This window comes from Rhodopirellula europaea 6C (assembly GCF_000338295.1).
In the GTDB taxonomy this organism is placed as follows: domain Bacteria; phylum Planctomycetota; class Planctomycetia; order Pirellulales; family Pirellulaceae; genus Rhodopirellula; species Rhodopirellula europaea.
Genome location: NZ_ANMO01000116.1, coordinates 25,216 through 46,171, shown reverse-complemented (window position 1 = coordinate 46,171; position 20,956 = coordinate 25,216). Strand labels below are relative to the sequence as shown.

The following is a 20,956-nucleotide window of genomic DNA, read 5'->3' as shown; positions in this document are numbered from 1 at the left end:
ACTCATGGCCCCTAGATAAACGGAACCGGTGAACTCGATCCAATCTGTCCCGCACGAACTTCGAATCGGCGAAGGCCCTGAGCTTCACCTGGGAATTTCCACGTGCCCCAACGACACCTTTGCCTTTTCGCGGTTGTTGGATGCGGCGATGGCCCCCGGCGAGTCGTCGTTTGACACAGGTGGCTTCACATGGCGAATCGAGTTGTTGGACATTGACGAGCTGAATCAACGACTGTTGGCAGGCGAATTCGACTTGGCGAAGACCAGTTTCCATGCGGCGTTACTGATGGCCGGTGAGACTCAGGTTTTACCGGTGGGATCGGCACTTGGGTTCGGCGTCGGCCCATTGCTGCTTTCAGCCCACAACGGAGCCAAGCCACAAACTCCGGATCAAATCACGCTGTGCCCCGGCGAACACACGACCGCACATCTGTTGTTTCGGCTGTTCTATCCAGACTCCACTTCGGTGCGTCAGGTCGTGTTTTCCGAGATCATGCCGGCTCTTCAGCGTTCCGAGGCGGATTTCGGCGTCTGCATCCACGAAGGGCGTTTCACCTACGCGGAATCGGGCCTGCATTTGGCTGCTGACCTGGGAAATCTCTGGGAAAACGCAACCAAACGTCCCCTGCCGCTGGGCGGATTGGTGATGCGAGACCGACATGCCCCCGCCACGATGGGGGCGGCCTGCGACGTGATTCGCCGATCGCTCCAATCAGCTCGGCAGAATCCCGATTCTGCGCTGCCCGCGATGCGTCGATACGCCCAGGAAATGGACGATTCGGTGCTGATGCAGCACGTGGACCTGTACGTCAACGACTGGACCGTGGACCTCGGATCGGTGGGGCAAGACGCGCTCACGACACTCTCGGAAATGGCCCGACAGGTTGGCTTGGGATCGGCAAAGCTACGTTTTTTCTGCGGCGAAACCGGTATCTAGCCGTTGAGTTTGTTTGCCCGCGCCGGTTGAAAGAACTATCCTGAGTGGGAATGGACTGCCTCTTCTCTTCTGTCTTTTCCGCCGCTGCGTCGTATGGATTCCCGGTCGCTCTCATCAGCTGATTCCTCGCATCCGGACCGTTCCGCGGTTTTGCCGGAGGGATCCACGGTGCACCGACCCAAACCAGCACCGGCAAACCAAGACGACTCCCCGCAAGAATCAGCCGACCCTTCGCTGGTCGAACCGATCGCCGACGCAGATGACGAATCGCTGCAGGACGATCAGCGAGCATCCGGTGGATTGAAGTCAGCGCGTTCGATTCAGTCCTATCCTATTGATGAGGTGATCGAGGGTGCTGACACGGTGATCCGAGCCGGATCGAGCCGATCGAATATCTCGGCCACTCGATCGCACCGAATGTCGGGTGAGCCGTTTCGACTTCGAGACTCTTCACACGCGTCGCATCGACACAACACGCCCGCATCAATCACGCGAGACTTAGGTGGCCAACGTCTCAATCACTTCTTGCTGCTAGATCAAATTGGCGGCGGCGGGATGGGTGCCGTCTTCCGCGCCCGCGATGAACAACTGGGACGGACCGTGGCGGTGAAGGTCATCCCGTTCGCGGCCGATGACCCCGACTTGCAACGACGCTTCCGAAACGAAGCCCAAAGTGCCGCGAAGCTGGATCACCCGTTGATCGCTCGCGTGTTCGATGTCGGCAACGATGGCCCGTGGCACTACATCGTCTTTGAATACATCGACGGTGCCAATGTTCGCGACATGGTCGCCAATGGAGGACCGTTGTCGCTTGATGACGCGTTGTTCTTCACGACCCAAGTCGCCGAGGCAATCGGACACGCGTCACGGCGAGGCATCGTTCACCGAGACATCAAACCATCCAATGTGATCGTCACGACCGATGGTGAGGTCAAGCTCGTCGACATGGGGTTGGCTCGGTCGGACAACTTCGACACCAGCGAAGACATGACAGCCAGTGGCGTCACGCTGGGAACGTTCGATTACATCTCACCCGAACAAGCCCGCGACCCAAGATTGGCCGACATCCGCAGCGACTTGTATTCGCTGGGATGCACGCTGTTCTACATGCTGACCGGATCGCCACCGTTCCCTGGCGGAACGATGCTGCAGAAGTTGCTCAGCCACGGCAACGCCGCGATTCCAGATATCCGCGAACACCGTGAGGATGTTCCGCCGGAGATGACGGCGATCCTGAACAAGATGCTCGCGAAACTTCCCGAGGAACGTTATCAGCGCAGCGAAACGCTGATCGCGGACCTGCGAGAACTGGCCTCGCGAGAGAACTTGCCACGCAGTCGTGGCGTCACCGTTCCGACCGTGGAAGATCATGATCACCGCGAATCGATGCGACGGTTGCGTCGCCATTTGCCTTGGATGATCGCCGCAGGAATTCTGCTCTTCAGTGCACTCGCGGTGGAACTGCTTTCCATGCCGTCGCGGCGGGATTTCAGTCTCGCGATCGACAATTCGGTCTCGCCTGATGCAACGGAATCCGTCGCACCACGTTCGACCGAAAACCTGCAAGACGCCATCGGTTCAACCGATTTAGAGACGTCGCGGCCGTTTTCGCAAGGTGCACCAACTTCGACATCAACGAGCTCTCCTGCGACCGAAACCGCCGGCGCAACGGCCCCGCGAAACGGGACGTCGGCAGGGCAGGGTGCCTTGCTGCCACCAGGCCAACTGCCAGCAACATCCGTCGGCGATCGGCTGCCCAGCGGAACATCCGCGACTGGAACGGCTGCCGAACAAGCTCGCGCCACCGGCATCGGCGGAACCGAACCTTTGACGGCGATCGATCAAATCGCTGAAAGCGGCATGACGGGACGCAGCACAACGCAACAAGATCCATCAATCCCACCGTCGATCGATCCCGATTCTGTCATCTCAGCGTCAACGCCTCTCGCCGGTGGTATGACGGTCAACGATTCCGCGGCATCCGCTGACGGGAGCGGCACCGACAGTTCACCCTCAATCGGAATTGATCCGCCTCGCATCAGCGGCCTGCCTCTTCCACCTGGAATGACGGGTGAGCCCTACCAAACGCTGCCGCTAGCCCCAACAGTCCCCAGCGTTGTCAATCGCGAAGGAGCGTCTGGCAACAACCCGATCTACACCGCGACTCCAATGGCTGGCGGGCCGATGATTGGGCCGGTCAATGCGAATCCGCTGACGGGCGAATCGGTTGGTTCGGCGACCACGTCCGACTCCGTCGCAGCCAACATGCTGACCCCAAACGCCACGAGCTCCTCGCGACCGCTCGCCGGCGGCGACTCGTCCGGCGATTCCGTTGCCACCAAGGATTCGGATACCAATCTTCCAGTGGCGACAACGCCGCCCGAACCCATTCGAGTTCAGATCGTTTCAACCGAAGCACTACGAGTTCCCCAGCTTCGCGAAGAAGCCGCTCGCGCCGGCGTGCAGCTTGCCACGACTTTGTCTGATGCATTGCAGCTGGCCGACGAGTTGGAAATCGATCGCATCGACATTGCGACACCACAGCTCGTATCCGCACCGGTGACAATCCCACGCAGTGATTTGATTCTTTCGTCCAGTCTGCCTGGTGGGACTGAGATTTTGTTCCGTTCAACCGAGAACGTGGACATGCAACGCAGCGAGATGATGACGATCGGTTCTCACCGAATCGAGATGTCAGGGCTGCATTTTTTCTGGACCGTGCCGGCAACGGAAACCGACGGCGGAGCCCTGTTCGCCATCAACGACAACCGCCGCGTCCGGCTGCGCGATTGCACGGTAACGATCGACAACGCTTCGCGTCGGGACGATGTGCAAGCTTTCAGCATCGTCACCGATCCAGAACGGCTGCCTTATGACCGAATCGAAAGCGGCGGTGTCTCAGATGCCAGCGGAGCGTTGCCGTTGGTTTCCATTGAACTGTCCAACGTGATCGTTCGCGGTCAAATCACGATGTTGCGGATGGACGTCGCCGCCGAACTTCAATTGCTTTGGGAAAACGGATTGCTGGCGGTTTCACGCCGAATGATCGAAATGGGCGGTGCACTTCAACCACCTCACCCCTCATCCGGATCTGTGCGATTGTCGCTGGAGCAGTTGACCGCGATCACGCCCAAAGGGCTGCTGCAAATGCGGATGGGCGTCAGCGCGCCCTACCCGGTCGAGATCGAGCGACGAGCCGAGGAATGCGTCTTTGTCGTCGACACGGGAATTCCTCACATTGAATTAACGGGAATCCCACGTGTCGACCGAGATGAAATTTGGGTCCGTTTACGTGGCTTAGGCAACGCCTACGACACCGACACCGCTTTGGACGACCCAATGCTGTTGATTCGCGACGAATTGGGGCAAACCCGAATCACAACGATGAGCGATATCCTGGAAATCCTTGAAAATCCACCGCCTTGGATGAACGAACGCCCACCACGGTGGACCGTCCGTTGGACCGAACAACTGCCCGAATCCACCCCCTCTAGCCGGTGGTCACCGCGAGACTTTAGGCAAGATGGATCAGTTGTGGGTGGATTCCAGGAACGGTCTCTACCTAGAATGCCGATGGAACGTACATTTGACTTTCCCCCCACACCGTGACTTTAATAGTGCGTCGACGGCCTCGTCGGCTCCCGCCTGAAACCCACCTGATCTTTACTTGAGGAACCTGCTTGATGAAACGCTTGGCTCTTGTTCTGGGCATCGCTGCCTGCTTTTCCACCCCATCGTTCGCGATCAGCGAATTTGGCAAACAGTGGAAAGCTGACTACATCACTGAAGACACCGACGCTGATTTCGTGAAAGCGACTCGCAAAGCCGGTTGCAATCTCTGCCACGTCAAAGGTGCACCAGAAAAGAAAGAAGCTCGCAACGAGTACGGACGTGCATTGCACAAACTGCTCGACAAGAAGGACTTCCCCAAGGAATACTTCAAAGAGCATCCAGAAGAAGCCGCCGCAAAGATCTCGGCCGCTTTCAAGAAAGTTGCTGAAGTGAAGAGCAAAGACGGCAAGACCTTCGGCGAAAAAATCAAATCGAACGAATTGCCAGCGACCGACGCTGGTCTTTGATCGCCCCGGACCATGGTCTGGGTTTCAATGAAGCCCATGACGCATGCTGAGTTCGACTAAACTGCGAAGCCCGATGAGTGTCCCACTCATCGGGCTTTCTTTTTGACCCGCCCCACCATCCCTTCCCCACCCGGATCCCAACCCCATGCGTTCCGCTTCTCGGAGCCATCGTCTGTCGATGTGCTCGATGATTCTTGCCACGTTGTTGCTCTTCCCCACCTCACGCACAAATGCTGAAACGTCCCACGACGTTGTCGTTTACGGCGGAACCGCAGCCGCCGTTACCGCAGCGATTCAATCTGCTCGCATGGGGCAGTCGGTCATCATGGTTTCGCCCGACAAACATTTGGGCGGCTTGACCAGTGGCGGACTCGGTTGGACCGACACCGGCAATAAAGGGGTGATTGGTGGCCTCGCGAAGGACTTCTACCACCGCGTCTACAAGCACTACCAAGACGACTCGTCCTGGAAATTCCAAACGCGAGAGAAGTACGGCAACCGCGCCCAAGGGCACCGGGCCAGTGACGATGACCAAGCAACGATGTGGGTGTTTGAACCACACGTCGCCGAAAATATCCTCGATGAGATGTTGGCCGAACACGACATCACTGTCGTTCGCGACGCTTGGCTGGATCGGGAAAAGGGAGTCAAGAAGCAGGATGGTCGCATCAAATCCATTCAAACACTGGACGGAAAAACCTATCCGGGAAAGATGTTCATCGATGCCACCTACGAAGGCGACCTGATCGCCGCTGCGGGAGTCCAAACAGCTCACGGCCGCGAAGGAATCAAAGATTACAACGAACCTCACGCGGGAGTTCAAACCGGCGTCCTGCATCACTCACACCACTTTGATGTGCTGCCCAAACGAGTTGATCCGTATGTCGTACCGGGCGACCCAAGCAGCGGCGTGATTCCCTTGGTCAGCCCCGATCCACCGGGCGAGTTTGGATCCGCTGACGATCATGTGCAAGCTTATTGCTTCCGCACGTGCATGACCAATCACCCAGAAAACCGCGTCGCGTGGAAGCGTCCGGAAGGCTATGACCCCGCCACGTACGAGATCATGGCTCGTACTTTCGAAGCCGGTTGGCGAAATGTGTTCAAGAAATTCGACCCGCTGCCGAACCACAAAACGGACACCAACAATCACGGCCCTGTCAGCTTCGACAACATTGGTGCCAACTACGACTACCCCGAAGCCACCTACGAGCGTCGCCAAGAAATCATTCAGCAACACGAAGATTACCAACGCGGGTTGCTGTACTTCATCGCCACCGACCCAAGGGTGCCAAAGGAAGTCCAAGACGAAATCAATCAGTGGGGATTGTCGGCGGATGAGTTCACCGACAACGATCACTGGCCGCACCAGATCTACGTTCGCGAAGCCCGACGGATGGTCGGCCAATTCGTGATGACCGAGAACCATTTGCGAAAAGACTTGCCTACCCCTGACTCCGTCGGCATGGGTTCCTACGGAATCGACTCGCACAACACCCAGCGATACATCACACCGGAAGGCTACGTGCAAAACGAAGGCGACCTCGGCGTTTCAACCCGCGGCCCATACAAAATCGCAATGGGTGCGTTGCTTCCAAAACGCGACGAGTGCGAGAATTTGCTTTCACCGGTTTGTGTTTCGGCCACTCACGTCGCGTTCGGTTCGATCCGTATGGAACCGGTCTTCATGATCCTTGGTCAATCCGCCGCGACGATCGCGGCGCTCGCCAATCGATCCGACACCGCCGTTCAAGACGTGCCCTACACGGATGTTCGCAAGCGTCTGCTCGATGACGAACAAATCCTGGAAACGCCACCGAGCGTTGCGAAATCCAGCCATCCTGAGTCGTTGGATCTGAAAACCGTCGAAGGCGTCAGCGTCGATGACACGCAAGCCGAACGCATCGGCGGTTGGATCCAAAGTCATGCTTCGGGCAACTTCTACGGCTCGGGCTATCACCACGACGGAAAAGTCACCGATCGCATCAAGCAAGCGATCTACCAGACAGATCTGCCGAAATCGGGTCAATACGAGGTGCGACTGAGCTTTCCCACCAACTCCAACCGATCCAAACAAACTCGCGTCGATGTCCATCACAAAGGGGGCACGACGACACATCGAATTGATCAAACGCAGATCGAAACCGATTCCAAATCCAGCAAGCTGCTGTCGTTGGGCATCTATGCGTTCGACAAATCACAACCCGCGAAAGTGGTTATCTCGAATGAAGATGCCAACGGCTACGTCGTGATTGATTTGGTCAATTGGTTGCCGTTTGACGCTGAATGAACTAGCCCTGCGAGTGAACCAACCCGGCGATTGAAACAGCCCTGAAAGCTCGCGATCAATCGTCGAGGTTCAGGCCGTAGTCCTTCATCTTTTTGGACAACGTGTTTCGGTTCATCCCGAGACGCGACGCGGTTTTGGTCTGCACGCCGCCGCACCGCAGTAACAACTGAGAAATCAGTTCGCGTTCGACTTGATCGACGACGACCGAGTGCAAATCCTCGGCGTCGTCGGCTTCGTCCAAACCGCGTTGGACGACGATCCGAGCGAGCGTTTTCAGATCCATTCGATTGATATCAAGTGCCGCATTTGCACCGGCGGGTGCTCCCGGAGCGACGTCGGCCGGACGCACTTCATTCATTCCGTTGGAAACCGGCGGTGCCTGCAATCCACCCGCGGCACTGGTCAATTCGCGAACCGGCGCGCTGTGATGAGGATCGCGAACACACAGTGGCAATGCGTCGAGCACCAACTCATCGGTGTCACTCATCACCACCGCTCGCTCAACATAGTTTTGAAGTTCGCGAACGTTCCCCGGCCAGTGGTAGTCTTGCAACGCACGCATCACGCCGGGTCCCAGGTGTGACACATATCGGTCGTTAACTTCGTTGTAGTGATCCAAGAAGAATGCCACGAGAGCCGGGATGTCTTCACGACGGTGACGCAGCGCAGGTAGCTCGATTGGCACCACGTTCAATCGCCAATAAAGGTCTTCCCGGAACTCTTCGAGCTGCACCTGACGCATCAAGTCGCGGTTGCTGGCCGCGATGATTCTCGCGTCGGTGCGATGACTTGACGTATCACCGACTCGTTCGAATTCTTTCTCCTGCAACACTCGCAGAAGCTTGACCTGCAATGTCAACGTGGTGGAGTTGATTTCATCGAGAAAGATACTGCCTCCGTCGGCAGCTTCGAAACGACCAGCTCGGTTCGCAACGGCTCCGGTGAAGGCACCACGCACGTGCCCGAACAATTCGCTTTCCAGCAGACTCTCGCTCAGAGCACCGCAGTTGACTTTAACGAACGGGCCGCCACTGCGGTGGCTCAACCGGTGCACCGCTGACGCAATCAGTTCTTTGCCCGTTCCGGTTTCTCCAAGGATCAGCACCGACGCATTGCTCACCGCGACCTTTCGCGTCACGCGATCAACTTCACGCATCGCGGGCGAATGGCCGATGACGCCAGGCAGGAGCTGTCCTCGAGAACTCACGAAATCACAACCAAGGTGCTGTTTGCCCGAATGCATCCATGAAGACTTGGTTCTTCAATGGAGTTCTTTCCCGCACGCCGCTTTGACGGTCTTCCAAGACTTGCTCGGCGTCGGTGTTGGGTTCACGGTCATCGGCGTATCCGATAGCGATCGCCGTGGCCGGTTCGTAGCCTTCGGGAAGCTGATATTGGCCTCGAACTTGGCTCAAATTGACACCGGCCATTTGATGCACCTGCAAACCCAAGGAGGTCGCTTGAAGTGACATGTGAGCCGCCGCCGCACCGAGGTCATGCAGAGCGACTCGGTTCGGTTTTTGGTTGTACGAAAAATTGGTGCGAATGACGGTGCAAATCAACACACCGGCTCGCGACGCCCAATCCCGGTTGGCTTCTAATAGGCAATGCAACATCGCCTCAAACGCTTCACCGTCTTGGCGACGTGCGACAATCCACGACCAAGGTTGATCATTGAAACTGCTGGCGGCCCAACGAGCGGCTTCCAAGCACCGACGCAACTTGTCATCTTCGACTTCACGCCCATCAAATCGATACGGGCTCCATCGATCAGCGATGACGGGCAATACTTCCAGATCCGTTTCGTTGACTGCCATCTTCCATCCAACGCTTACAAGATTGTTTTGAACAACGCACCCCAGGTCGCCACGTCAGAAAACGCGAATTCAAACCGTCCTGGTGCGGAGCGAATAGGTTATCACGACGGTTCAAACTGGGCTACGTGGTCGATTCGCGAGCGATGTCAAATTGTAGGTCGAGCACGCGACGAAATCGCATCACGAGTTGATCAGTTGACACGCTTGAGTCGAAGCGAACAACGCACCGATGACGCAGAAACGGTGGCGTCGGAATTGATCCCCTTGTGCGACGCATTGCGGTGGATCGGCAAGCACGGCAGGAAAACACTCGCACCCCGAAAGGTCGGTTTGAAGGGCCGTCCGGTGTGGATGTGGGGTGTCCGCAGTGTTGTCGCGCGAGTCCCGCTGGGGCGCGTTCTGATCCTCGGAACTTGGAATTACCCGCTGCTTTTGCCAGGAGTGCAAATGGCTCAGGCTCTGGCGGCCGGCAACGACGTTTGGCTCAAACCGGCTCCCGGATCGGAAGCCGTCACGGCGGAACTGGTTGCCGCATTTGTGGCCGCGGGGGTTCCCCAATCGGCCATCATTTTATTGGGTTCATCCACCGAGGCGGCGATCGAAGCACAGTCAAAGGGCGTTGATTTGGTCGTCCTGACTGGATCAGCGCAAACCGGAAAACAGGTCCTCAAACAATCCGCCGCAACACTGACTCCATCGATCATGGAATTGTCAGGCGTTGACGCGGCGATCGCTCTGCCCGGTGCCGATGTGGACCGAGTGATCGATGCCCTGGCGTTTGGGTTGCTGTTCAACAGCGGAGCGACCTGCATCGGCCCACGTCGATTGATCATCCCCAATCATCCATCGACGTCGCAGATCACACCACGACTCATCGATCGACTACGAGACGCGAACGAAGTGTCTGTCCATCCAGTCGCACGTTCCGGCGTCGCCGACTTAATCGACGATGCCCTAGGGAACGGAACCGAGGACAGTCTCGGTCAATACAACTCGGAAAGACTTCGCCAGACGGGCAAGTTGCATCCGGTGGTGCTTCAAAATGTGCCGGATGACCACGCGATCCTGCGGAGCGATGTGTTCGCACCGGTCATCTCGATCATCCCGGTTCAAAAAGCCGAACAAGCCGTCCGAATCGTCAACGAATGCCCGTACCGCTTGGCGGCTTCCGTTTTCGGTCCAGTGTCCGAGGCTCGCGAGTTTGCGGAACGCTTGGATGTCGGCGTGGTCACGATCAACGACACGGTCGCACCAACCGCCGACCCACGTCTGCCCTTTGGCGGTCGAGGTCAAAGCGGCTTTGGAGTGACTCGAGGTCCGGAAGGGTTGCTCGCGATGACAGGGTGCCGAGTCATCGCGACTCGGCGTGGCCGCGGGGCAATGCACTTGTCACCTCGAAACGATGCAGACGCCGAGTTGTTGTCGGGCGTGCTGCAATTGTCCCACAGCGAGGGCTGGGGGCGGCGAATTGCAGCTCTCCGCCGCGTCACCACTGCCGCCTCCCGGTGGCGTGCATTAAAAAAGTGGGCGGATCGAATCGGACCCGCCCACATTTGCCCGGAAAGTTACCCCACGGATCGAAAGCCCCCGATGATCGCCACCCAATCCGCCGCAAATGAAGCCTACGCTCCAGCCGAGAAGACCTCCAATCCACAACGCGTGGTTGTCGTTGGCGGTGGCTTGGCCGGATTGTCATCCGCCTGCGTGTTGGCCGCGCGCGGTCACAAAGTCACTCTGTGCGACAAAAATGATTGGGTCGGTGGCAAAGCGGCCGTGCACCGGACCGAGGGCTACCGGTTTGATATGGGGCCGACCATCTTGACGCTGCCCAGCGTTCTCAGGCGAGTCTTCACGGAAGCTGGTCGGAAGATGGAAGACTATCTGGAACTTGTCGCATTGGATCCGCAGTGGCGGTGCTTTTTCGAAGCCACCCCGCAATCCGGCACCACCGACAACACGGTGTTGGATTTGGTCGCTGACGTCGAGCAGATGAAACGCCACCTGCGTGAGTTCACCGGTGGCGAAACAACCGGCCAAGGCTACGAATCGTTCATCGAACGAAGCAAGCAACTTCATGGCGTCTCGGATCGTTTTTCTTTTGGCGATCGATCGGTGGACTGGCAGACACCATGGAAGTCGGCGGTGCATTCTCCGCCGCGGTGCTGAAAGATGTCCTCTCGCTCAAAATGGGACGCAGTGTTGCTTCCATCGTTCGCTCACACGTTCCGGAACATCGTGTGTCACAAATGATGGATCACTTCACTCAGTACGTTGGCTCATCGCCATACGCATCACCGGCAGTGTTGTGCAGCATCGCTCACATGCAAACCGAAGAAGGCATTTGGTATCCGATCGGCGGCACGCGAGCGGTCCCCGAAGCCTTGTCAAAACTTGCCGGTGAACTCGGCGTCGACATCCGAACCGGAACGGACATCCTTCGGATCGAAACCGGTGGTGGGTCCGTCAGCGGAGTGACCACCGCAGGCGGTGAAACAATTGCCTGCGATGCCGTGGTCAGCAACTGCGACGCGGTTCGAACCTACCGCGAATTACTCAGCGGTACACCGGAGTCGACCAAGTTTGAAAAGTCCAATCGCTACGAAGCCGCCTGCAGCGGCGTGGTTCTGTATCTGGGACTGAACCGGCGGTACGAACAATTGCTGCATCACAACTTTGTGTTCTCCAAAGATCCCGAAGAAGAATTCGACTACATCTACAAAAAGGGTCAGCCGGCTCCCGACCCAACCGCGTACGTTTGTGCTCCCGCGATTAGCGAACCCGAAGTGGCACCGGACGGTTGCGAATCGCTGTACATTCTGGTTCACACACCGTATCTCCGGCCCGGTCATGATTGGAAAGCGATGCTGCCGGGTTACCGCGACGTGATCTTGGACAAATTGGAACGGACCGCCGGAATGGAAGGCATTCGTGATGCGATCGTCACGGAAAATTCGCTGACCCCCGAAGGCATCCACAACCGTTACCGAGTCCTCAACGGTGCCATCTATGGCTTGGCCAGCCACGGGAAATTCACCGGCGCATTCAAGCCAGGCAACCGCCGCAAGGATCTGCATGGTCTCTACCTGGCCGGCGGCGCTGCCCACCCCGGACCTGGCATGCCAATGGTTCTGATGAGTGGCTGGATCGCGGCGGATTCTTTGGACCAAGACGTCACCAACGGAAAATTCGCGTGACGGCAGACTCCGACGCCATTGCGAAGCCAGCGGATTGGTTTCAGAACGGATTCCATCGATTCCTACACTCTTACCTCCGTCGCAACTTCCATGCGATCGCGTTCGCTCGCGAAACGGAACTGCAGACGCAGTTTCAATCGTTGGCCGAAGCGAATCCGGACGACGCGCAAACCTCACCGCTGGCGGACGGCAGCGTTCCGCTGATTGTTTACAGCAATCATGCCTCGTGGTGGGATCCGCTGCTGGCGCACTTCATCAACGAACGATTGCTGTCGCCACGACAGTTCTACGCACCGATCGATGCGGAAGCTTTGCAGCAATACAAGGTGTTCGAAAAGCTCGGATTCTTCGGCGTGCAATCGGATTCGAATCGGGGCGCAGCCCAATTCCTAAAGACCACGGCGGCATTGTTCGGGCGCGAGCACAGTGCGTTGTGGGTCACACCGGAAGGTCGTTTCGCGGACGTTCGTGATCACGAGGCGGAATTGATGCCCGGCCTCGCTCATGTCTGCTCGAAACTCGAGCGGGGCTGGGTCGTGCCTTTGGCGATGGAGTACGTATTCTGGGACGAGCGATTGCCGCTTGTCCTGTTTCGCTTCGGCGATGTGATTTCAATCCCCACCGCGAGCGACTGGGACAAACAACAATGGTCAGAAGAACTCACCGAGCGTCTTCGGTTCAGTCAGTCGCGACTGGCAAAACTTTGCATTGATCGATCCAGTGAACCATTTGAAAATTTGCTTCGCGGTAAACGCGGCGCCTCCGGAATGTATGACACCGCGAGACGTTTGAAATCTTGGATGTCCGGTCAATCATTCCAAGCCGGCCATGGAGATCAATTCCAATGATCGCTTGGCTTCAATGGTTCATCATCGCCGTCCTTCCGTTTGTCTCGCTGACTTTGGCAGCTTTGGCAGCGGCAATGTTCGTTTCCAACCTGTCGCTGTTCATGGATGGCGAGTCTGCTGAAGCGACCAAGACCACCGAACCTGACGACGACAGTCCACCTCGGGTGTCGGTGCTGATCCCAGCGAGAAACGAAGAAGGCTCGATCCGTGCTTGCGTCGAATCCATTCTGCAGTCCGTGCAAGTCACCCTCGAAGTCATCGTGTTAGACGACGGCTCAACCGATCAAACAGGCTCGATCGTCCGCGAACTGATGCAACAAGATCAACGGGTCAAGCTGATCGAGGGCATCGACTTGCCGGAAGGGTGGAACGGAAAGCAACACGCTTGCTACCGATTGGCTCAGCATGCCGAATTCGAGCACTTGTTGTTTTTGGATGCCGACGTGCGTCTGGAACCGACCGCTATCATCGGTCTTTGCCGACGACGAAGGGTTCAACACGAAGGCGGCGACATCGGCTTGCTCAGTGCATTCCCTCGGCAAGTGACCGGCACACTGGCGGAGAAACTGTTGATTCCGATGATGCATTTCATCTTGCTTTCTTACTTGCCGTTCGCTCGCATGCGAGGCAGCAACCATCCTGCGTATGCATCCGGATGCGGACAGTTATTCTTTACAACGCAGGATGCGTATCAAGCGGCGGGAACCCACGCCGCGATTCGATCCAGCCGTCACGATGGGCTGAAGTTGCCCAAAGCATTTCGCGAAAATGGAATGTTGACGGACTGCGTGGATGGATCGCAATGGGCGAGTTGCCGGATGTACACAACAACAGGCGAGGTCGTGCGGGGACTGCTCAAGAATGCTCACGAAGGCATCGCGAATTCTCGGTTGCTGATTCCATTCACGATTCTGTTGGGCGGAACAAATCTGTTGCCTTGGGTCACACTTGCGTTTGCTTTTTCAAAGCGGTCAAGTTTGGTCGCAGAAGGCTTGCCGGTCTCGACGTCCGTGGTGATTGGGATCCTGGTCAGCACCATCGCGATCTTAGTCAGCTACGTGCCTCGATTGACCGCCGCGATCCGTTTGCGTCAAAGCATCGTGGGAGCACTCCTGCACCCGATCGCCATCCTCGGCTTCCTACTGATCCAGTGGTGGGCGTACGCAAACCACCTTCGAGGCCGCCAAGTCACCTGGCGCGGCCGCACGAATTGACGCAGTTCACTTCATTTGAGATCAAGTTCTCGGAACAAAAGGTGCACTTTCGTCTATAATCGTGGAAGCGTTCGCCACCCGTGCGCGTTGGTCTAATCGACAGGTTTTCGTATGAATGAATTGCAAATCGACTCGAGCAACGCTTCACTTGTCGGATTGCTTGCTGGTTTAAAACCCGGTGAAGAGGTCGTCCTGCTTGAAGATGGGAAGCGGGTGGCAGTGCTTCGCAAAGAGCCAACTCAGGATTTCTCTTGCAAAGCCGGATCAGCGAAAGGCAAAATCCTCGACATGGCTGACGACTTCGATTCGCCACTCGATGATTTTGCCGAGTACATGCAGTGAACTTGCTTTTGGACACGCATGCGTTTCTTTGGTTTGTCGCCGACGATGCTCGCCTGAGTTTCGATGCTCGCACTGCGATCGAATCACCAAAGAATCAGAAGTGGGTGAGTGTCGCGAGCTGCTGGGAGATCTCGATCAAAACCGGACTGGGGAAATTGACCTTGAGTGATCCGGTGGAGGAGTTCCTGCCCCGCGAGATCTCCGCCAATCACTTCTCTCTGCTACCCATTCAGCTCGCGCACGCGACGTTCGTTTCCGGAATGCCGAATCATCATCGCGATCCGTTCGATCGACTTTTGATTTCACAAGTGACGCTTGAGTCGTTCGAGATGGTCAGTTGCGACGCCGCTTTTGATGCATATGGCATCAAGCGGATTTGGTGAGCCGTTGGATCGAGTCTTTTCAGATCCTTGGCGAGCGGGCGGATTGACGCACCCCGTTTCCCTGCGTCTTTTTTTCCGGTTGGCTCTACGGGGCAAATGTGCTCCGATTGGGTGTCTAATTCGTTTTCAAGTGCAAGGGTTTCTTCGTTGTTTGGGCCTCATTCACGTCTTTGGTTGCTGGCCGCTGCGTGCAGCCTTCCCGTTGGGGTCGGCTGCAGCGACGGCACGATGGAGTTTGAATCCAATCGCGTTCATGCGATGGCACTCGAACACTCTCGCGATGTCCCCACCGAAGCGGCTCTCGCCGATGTGGAATTGGTCATCGCCGAGCTGTTCGGAACGCCGGAAGAGCCCGCTTGGCCGGCAGATCATCTCACCGGCGAACTTCGCGAACTGGTGTCGCTGGAACGATTGCAACAAGCCTCGGGATCGGTCGAAAGCGACGCGGAGAACGTGCACCGTGGGCTGTACACCGAACACTGCGTCATTTGTCATGGGGTTTCGGGCAGCGGAACCGGTCCTGCATCGATGTACCAGTGGCCTTACCCACGCGATTTTCGAGCTGGTGTGTTCAAGTGGAAATCGAGCGAGCGGGATGCCAAACCGACTCGCGATGACCTGAGACGACTGCTGCTAAACGGGATCCCCGGATCGCCCATGCCTTCGTTTGCCACCGTCGCCCCCGACGACCGCGAAGCGTTGATCGACTATTTGATCTACCTCTCTATTCGTGGTGAAGTCGAACGTCAGCTTTTGGCTGTCGCGATCGATGACCTAGGATACGAAGAAACGCCGCCGAGCAATGACTTGCGGTTGCGAGTAGCAACCACCGAAGAAAGCGATCCCGGGAAAGATGAGGATGGGAATATCATTTTCACGGACCTGAACCAGTCCAGCCGTGACGAACCGAAGTCGGATGAATCGGATACCGTCGATGCTCAAGTCGTTTCGACCGAAGGGGAACTCGTCGCGATTTCTGTTTTGCAAGACGTTGTGAGCGAGTGGAACGAGACGACAGTGGCTCCCGTGCCCGCGGAGCCGATTCCCAACGCCGCCGACGAACTGCACGCCTCGATCGCCCGGGGTTCGATGCTGTTCGGCGGCCAGATCGCGAATTGTGCTGGGTGCCACGGACCGGGAGGGCAGGGTGGCATGCCGCTGAACGACCTGGATGATTGGACCAAAGAATTCACGACGCGGATTGGTATCACGCCGACCGATGCCGATGCGGTCAAACCCTTCCAAAAAGCGGGTGCGCTGCCACCGCGAATCATCCAGCCCCGGCGATTGTCCGGCGGGGTGCTGCGTGGCGGCGATGATCCCGAGACGATTTTCCGCCGAATTCAGCATGGAATCGCGGGAACACCGATGCCGGGCATCGATTTGAGCGAATCAGCGGCGGGCACAACCGGTTTGACCCCTGGAGACGTTTGGGACTTGGTTCATTACGTTCAGTCTTTGGTCCAGCCCACGCCCAAACCGTCCGTGCGTGTGGCGGAGGACAAAAATCCCCCTGCCGCCGCAGAAACAGGTGTTTCCTCATGAGTCGCGACAATTATCGAACCATCGGTGCGATTGTGGGTTTGGCATTGGGCATTGGCGTTATGTTCTTGTTCGGGATGTCGGGAATTGTCGCCGGAGCCGCATTTGGTGCTGGCGGATGCGTGATCGGTGGGATCGCGGGAGAACAGATTTTTGACCGACGAGGACAGCGATGAGCGAAGTTGCTGAATCCGAAAACAGAACATCGCCGCAGATGGCCGAGACGCCGGCCAATTCGCATGGCGAAGAGATATCAAACGAGCCAACCGCTCAACTGGTTCCGAAATGGCCATTCCGGCTGACCCGCGTGATGGTTTGTTTGACCTGGCCACTGATTTGGGTCGGCGGCTTGGTAACGACCTACGACGCCGGGATGTCGGTGCCGGATTGGCCGGGGACATATGGGTACAACCTGCTTCTGTATCCAATTTCGACCTGGTTATTTGGACCGTTTGATTTGTTCATCGAGCACGGTCATCGCTTGCTGGCCGCGTTGGTGGGATTCATTGCGATCGGATTGGTGATCGCCTCTCTGAAAACCGAAAAACGCCGCTGGGCAATTGGACTGTCCGTGATGGTTCTGGCGGCCGTGATCGGGCAGGGCGTTCTGGGAGGTTTGCGGGTGACGCTGAGTGCCCGGACGCTGGCGATGATCCACGGATGCGTCGGCCCCGGGTTTTTTGTCTTGTGCGTGATTGCCGCCTGCGTCACCGGACGAAAATGGTTGGCCGCTTCAGTGCGACAATCCGCCGAGGGAACTTCCGAGCGAACGCCGACCGCATTCTGGCCGATCTCGCTGCTGGTTTTGGCCTACATGCAGCTGGTTTTGGGGGCAATGATGCGTCACGCCTTGCCCGGATTCAGCCCGGTCGGATTCGCTCATATCGTCAAGACTCACATCACGATCGCCTTCGTGTTGTGGCTGACGACCGGCTTGGCGTACTGGCGAATGCGACGCTGCGGCGATTTGACGCTGTCGCGACCGGCGGGTGCCTTGATATGCTTTGTGGCCATTCAAATCGGCTTGGGGTTCGCGACCTGGATCGTCAACTACGGCTACCCACGGATGCTGGCTTCGTTTTCAGCTTCTGACTCGTATCTCCTGCACAGCAAGAACGTGTTGGATGCGTGGATTGTGACGGGGCACGTCGCGACGGGGTCGTTGATTTTGGCGGTCTCATCGCTCCTGCTGGTCCGGTTGCTACGCCGCCGCCGCGTTTTATCCTTTTCTGTCTCATCCTGAATCCGGAACGATCATGGCATCTGATTGCCGCGAAACGCTCGAGATTGTCGCCGGGAGCGGTCTGTCCCTCGATGACCGATCTCTCCAGAACTTGGGCTCGCTTCCTCGCAGTGTTGCTGCGAATGGACCGGTTTCTGCGAGTGGATCGACCGCCGTGCTGGAACCCAAGCCGCGGATGAAAACTGTTTCCCGCCCGCGTCCCTCGACCGATCGAGCCAGCACGTTGAATGATGAAATTCCCGTGCAAGAAACCAACGCGAACGCCGAAACCTTGAACGCTGACTCGCAAGCGAAAACGGGTGTCGCCGCGAGTGTCTTCGCCGACGTCATTGAGCTGACCAAACCTCGCATCGTCACGATGATTCTGGTCACGACCGTGGCATCGGCTCTGATCGCCGGCAGCGCGACGCTGACGTTGATCGATTGGTTTTGGTTGATGATCGGAACCGCTTTGATCGCGGGCAGTGCGGGCGCAGCCAACCAAGTTTGGGAATGCCGAATCGACCGCAACATGCCGCGGACCGCAAACCGCCCCGTCCCCGGTGGCCGGATGAGCTACGCCGTCGCGGTTGCTTTGACCGCCGCCAGCGGAATCGCTGGAGCAGCCATTCTGTGGCTGGGCAATGGAATGATTCCCGCGTGCGTTGGCATCGCGACTTGGTTGATTTACGTGCTGGTTTACACCCCGATGAAAACACGCACCGCTTGGAACACAACCGTCGGCGCGATCGCCGGAGCTCTTCCTGTGTTCATCGGTTACACCGCCGCCGGTGGCACCCTGACAGAATTACCCGGTTGGATGTTGTTTGGCGTGCTGGCGTGTTGGCAGTACCCCCACTTCATGGCCATCGCCTGGTTGTACCGAACACAATACGCCAAGGCCGGTTTCTGCATGACAACGACCGTTGAACCCACCGGGCGACACGCGGCTTGGCAAAGCATCCTGGGCAGCCTCGCTCTTGCGACTTGTGGCGTGGTCCTGGCTTGGTTCCCCGATGGCCAATGGGTCGCATCTGCCGCCAGCGTTGTGGCGACGGTTCTGATCCTAGCCGCTTCATGGCCTCTCCTGCGAGCCTCCCTGAATTTCCGTGCGAACCCCAACGACAAAACCGCTCGCAAGATGCTGCGTTGGTCATTGGTTGTTCTGCCCGCCGTTCTCTTGGTGATGACTCTCCGAGCTTCACTGTAAAAAATCATTCATGACAACGACCTCGACTGCTACCAGTCCCATCGACGCGCCGCACGAGTCCGCGTCATCGTTGGGCGATGTCCTTTGTGATATTCGCGACTTGCATCACCGCTACGGCGAGAACGTCGCCGTCGACGGGATCGATCTGTCGGTCCGGGCGGGTGAGATCGTCGCCGTGCTCGGCAAGAACGGCAGCGGCAAAACGACGCTGTTCCGAGTCCTCAGCACACTGCTGCCAATTCAACGCGGCAGCGTCACTTTGGATGGACTGAACATCGCCGAACACGTGGACGCCGTTCGCAGCCGCATCGGAATCATTTTTCAGTCGCCCAGTTTGGACATCAAACTGACGGTCGATGAAAACCTTCGCTGCCAGGGCGCATTGTACGGTTTGTCAGGACGCGAGCTGTCCGATCGCTGCGATGCACTCCTGGAACAGTTCTCGTTGACTGATCGACGTCGGGATCTTTGCCAAACACTTTCCGGCGGACTGAAACGACGCGTCGAACTCGCCAAAGGTTTGCTGCATCGACCACGAGTCATGCTGCTGGACGAACCCAGTACAGGGCTCGACCCGGGAGCTCGCCTGTCGCTGTGGGACGCACTGCAACAATTGGCCAACGATGGCGTGGCCGTGCTGCTGACGACTCACTTGATGGAAGAGGCCGCCAAGGCCAACCGCGTGATCTTGTTAGACCAGGGCAAGAAAATTGCCGACGACGCTCCTTCGCGTTTGCGAGCGGACTTGGGTGGCGGCGTGCTGACCATCGTCCCGGATGATCTGGCAGACGCAAAAGCAATCTTGAAGCGGGAGCTGAATTTGGAAACTCAAATTGTCGGCGAAACGCTCCGCATGCCATGCGATGCACCGGAGGTCGTCGCCAAAGTCTCGGATGCACTGGGCGATGACGTTCAGTCGATCAGCATCGGGCGTCCAAATCTTGAAGATGTGTTCGTCGCTCGAACGGGAAAACAATTCCAATGAGTTCTCCTGCAATGACCGACTCCGGCATGACGACCTCCGCTCGCATGGGCGCCGCGTGGATGTTGGCGCGACGCGAATGGACGCGGTTCTTTCGCCAACGAAACCGCGTAACCGCCGCGATCGTGCAACCGCTCTTGTTTTGGTTGCTGTTTGGAACCGGGCTGCGAGGCTCGTTCGAATCAGCCGGAGGCGAAAGCTTCTCGCAATTCTTTTTGCCGGGCACAATCGGACTGATCGTCCTTTTCACCGCCATTTTCGCGACAATCTCAGTGATCGAAGATCGCCGGGAAGGCTTCATGCAATCGGTGCTGGTTTCGCCCGCGGGACGCTTTCCCGTTCTGGTCGGCAAAGTGCTCGGTGGAGCCGCGATCGCCTGGGCACAAGCGTTGATCTTTTTGCTGCTGGTGTACTTGGTCGGTGCGGCTTCGATCGCATGGACGTTTCCTTGGCTGCTGTTGCTATTGGCAATCATCGCGATTGCGATGTGCGCCCTGGGAATGATCGTGGCCTGGCCGATGGAAAGCACACAAGGCTTTCACGCGATCATGATGCTGGGCTTGATGCCGATGTGGTTGCTCGCCGGAACGTTCTTTCCGATTCCCGAATGGAGCCCCTCTGGACCGGTCATTGAATCCGGGGCGGCGACGATAGGCGATTGGGGCGGCTGGGTGCTCGCGGGCATCATGCAACTGAACCCACTGAGTTATTCAATGCTGGAACTGCGTCGACTGCTGAATCCCACATTGGATTTGTCATCGGCAGGATTTGCTCCTTCTTCGATGACATGCTGGACCGTGACCGTGATTGCCACGATCGTCGTTGTGGTGATCGCATGGCGTCTGATGCGAGGAAGCCGAAAGGCCGATACGATGGTTTGATCCATCGACGCTGAT

Annotated in this window: 18 protein-coding genes; 16 read left to right on the top strand and 2 right to left on the bottom strand. The window is 57.5% G+C overall.

Annotation, left to right across the window (positions count from 1 at the left end; translation table 11 throughout):
- Positions 1 to 28: 28 nt before the first annotated feature.
- The 4 genes from RE6C_RS11520 (at position 29) to RE6C_RS11505 (ending at position 7,306) form a co-directional block, all read left to right on the top strand.
- The gene (locus RE6C_RS11520; protein ID WP_008656742.1) at positions 29 to 937 is read left to right on the top strand and encodes a 1,4-dihydroxy-6-naphtoate synthase; all 909 of its coding nucleotides are present in this window, start codon (positions 29 to 31) and stop codon (positions 935 to 937) included.
- Positions 938 to 1,030: 93 nt separating this feature from the next.
- On the top strand, positions 1,031 to 4,546 hold the full coding sequence (locus RE6C_RS11515; RefSeq protein WP_008656741.1) for a serine/threonine protein kinase: 3,516 nt from the start codon (positions 1,031 to 1,033) through the stop codon (positions 4,544 to 4,546).
- A 74-nt stretch (positions 4,547 to 4,620) separates the two neighbouring features.
- On the top strand, positions 4,621 to 5,016 hold the full coding sequence (locus RE6C_RS11510; protein WP_008656739.1) for a hypothetical protein: 396 nt from the start codon (positions 4,621 to 4,623) through the stop codon (positions 5,014 to 5,016).
- Positions 5,017 to 5,161: 145 nt separating this feature from the next.
- Positions 5,162 to 7,306, top strand: coding sequence for an FAD-dependent oxidoreductase (locus RE6C_RS11505; protein WP_052034948.1), 2,145 nt, complete (start codon positions 5,162 to 5,164; stop codon positions 7,304 to 7,306).
- 55 nt (positions 7,307 to 7,361) lie between these two features.
- Here RE6C_RS11505 and RE6C_RS11500 read toward each other — a convergent pair whose 3' ends face one another.
- Positions 7,362 to 8,513: a sigma-54 interaction domain-containing protein gene (locus RE6C_RS11500; RefSeq protein ID WP_008656737.1), complete on the bottom strand. Its 1,152-nt coding sequence runs from the start codon at positions 8,511 to 8,513 to the stop codon at positions 7,362 to 7,364.
- Between the two features lie 4 nt (positions 8,514 to 8,517).
- Positions 8,518 to 9,123, bottom strand: coding sequence for a nitroreductase family protein (locus tag RE6C_RS11495; RefSeq protein WP_008656736.1), 606 nt, complete (start codon positions 9,121 to 9,123; stop codon positions 8,518 to 8,520).
- 27 nt (positions 9,124 to 9,150) lie between these two features.
- On the opposite strand from RE6C_RS11495, the gene RE6C_RS30300 reads away from it, so the two are divergent.
- The 12 genes from RE6C_RS30300 (at position 9,151) to RE6C_RS11435 (ending at position 20,941) form a co-directional block, all read left to right on the top strand.
- On the top strand, positions 9,151 to 11,289 hold the full coding sequence (locus tag RE6C_RS30300; protein ID WP_008656735.1) for an aldehyde dehydrogenase family protein: 2,139 nt from the start codon (positions 9,151 to 9,153) through the stop codon (positions 11,287 to 11,289).
- Positions 11,253 to 12,317: a phytoene desaturase family protein gene (locus RE6C_RS11485; protein WP_236618125.1), complete on the top strand. Its 1,065-nt coding sequence runs from the start codon at positions 11,253 to 11,255 to the stop codon at positions 12,315 to 12,317. The genes RE6C_RS30300 and RE6C_RS11485 overlap by 37 nt, the downstream gene beginning before the upstream one ends.
- Positions 12,314 to 13,165 (top strand): lysophospholipid acyltransferase family protein, encoded by an 852-nt coding sequence (locus RE6C_RS11480; protein WP_008656733.1) that lies wholly within the window; start codon positions 12,314 to 12,316, stop codon positions 13,163 to 13,165. The genes RE6C_RS11485 and RE6C_RS11480 overlap by 4 nt, the downstream gene beginning before the upstream one ends.
- Positions 13,162 to 14,379: a glycosyltransferase family 2 protein gene (locus RE6C_RS11475; RefSeq protein WP_008656732.1), complete on the top strand. Its 1,218-nt coding sequence runs from the start codon at positions 13,162 to 13,164 to the stop codon at positions 14,377 to 14,379. The genes RE6C_RS11480 and RE6C_RS11475 overlap by 4 nt, the downstream gene beginning before the upstream one ends.
- Positions 14,380 to 14,490: 111 nt before the next feature.
- On the top strand, positions 14,491 to 14,721 hold the full coding sequence (locus tag RE6C_RS11470) for a type II toxin-antitoxin system Phd/YefM family antitoxin (RefSeq protein WP_008656731.1): 231 nt from the start codon (positions 14,491 to 14,493) through the stop codon (positions 14,719 to 14,721).
- Positions 14,718 to 15,104 (top strand): type II toxin-antitoxin system VapC family toxin, encoded by a 387-nt coding sequence (locus RE6C_RS11465; protein WP_008656730.1) that lies wholly within the window; start codon positions 14,718 to 14,720, stop codon positions 15,102 to 15,104. The genes RE6C_RS11470 and RE6C_RS11465 overlap by 4 nt, the downstream gene beginning before the upstream one ends.
- Before the next feature lie 228 nt (positions 15,105 to 15,332).
- The gene (locus RE6C_RS11460; RefSeq protein WP_039961839.1) at positions 15,333 to 16,649 is read left to right on the top strand and encodes a c-type cytochrome; all 1,317 of its coding nucleotides are present in this window, start codon (positions 15,333 to 15,335) and stop codon (positions 16,647 to 16,649) included.
- Positions 16,646 to 16,822: a hypothetical protein gene (locus RE6C_RS32455; RefSeq protein ID WP_008656728.1), complete on the top strand. Its 177-nt coding sequence runs from the start codon at positions 16,646 to 16,648 to the stop codon at positions 16,820 to 16,822. The genes RE6C_RS11460 and RE6C_RS32455 overlap by 4 nt, the downstream gene beginning before the upstream one ends.
- Positions 16,819 to 17,889, top strand: a complete 1,071-nt coding sequence (locus RE6C_RS11450; protein WP_008656727.1) for a COX15/CtaA family protein — start codon at positions 16,819 to 16,821, stop codon at positions 17,887 to 17,889. Before RE6C_RS32455 ends, RE6C_RS11450 begins: the two co-directional genes overlap by 4 nt.
- Positions 17,890 to 17,902: 13 nt before the next feature.
- The gene (cyoE, locus tag RE6C_RS11445) at positions 17,903 to 19,078 is read left to right on the top strand and encodes a heme o synthase (RefSeq protein ID WP_008656726.1); all 1,176 of its coding nucleotides are present in this window, start codon (positions 17,903 to 17,905) and stop codon (positions 19,076 to 19,078) included.
- A gap of 10 nt (positions 19,079 to 19,088) precedes the next feature.
- Positions 19,089 to 20,063: an ABC transporter ATP-binding protein gene (locus RE6C_RS11440; protein ID WP_008656725.1), complete on the top strand. Its 975-nt coding sequence runs from the start codon at positions 19,089 to 19,091 to the stop codon at positions 20,061 to 20,063.
- Between the two features lie 11 nt (positions 20,064 to 20,074).
- On the top strand, positions 20,075 to 20,941 hold the full coding sequence (locus RE6C_RS11435) for an ABC transporter permease (protein ID WP_008656724.1): 867 nt from the start codon (positions 20,075 to 20,077) through the stop codon (positions 20,939 to 20,941).
- Positions 20,942 to 20,956 lie beyond the last annotated feature (15 nt).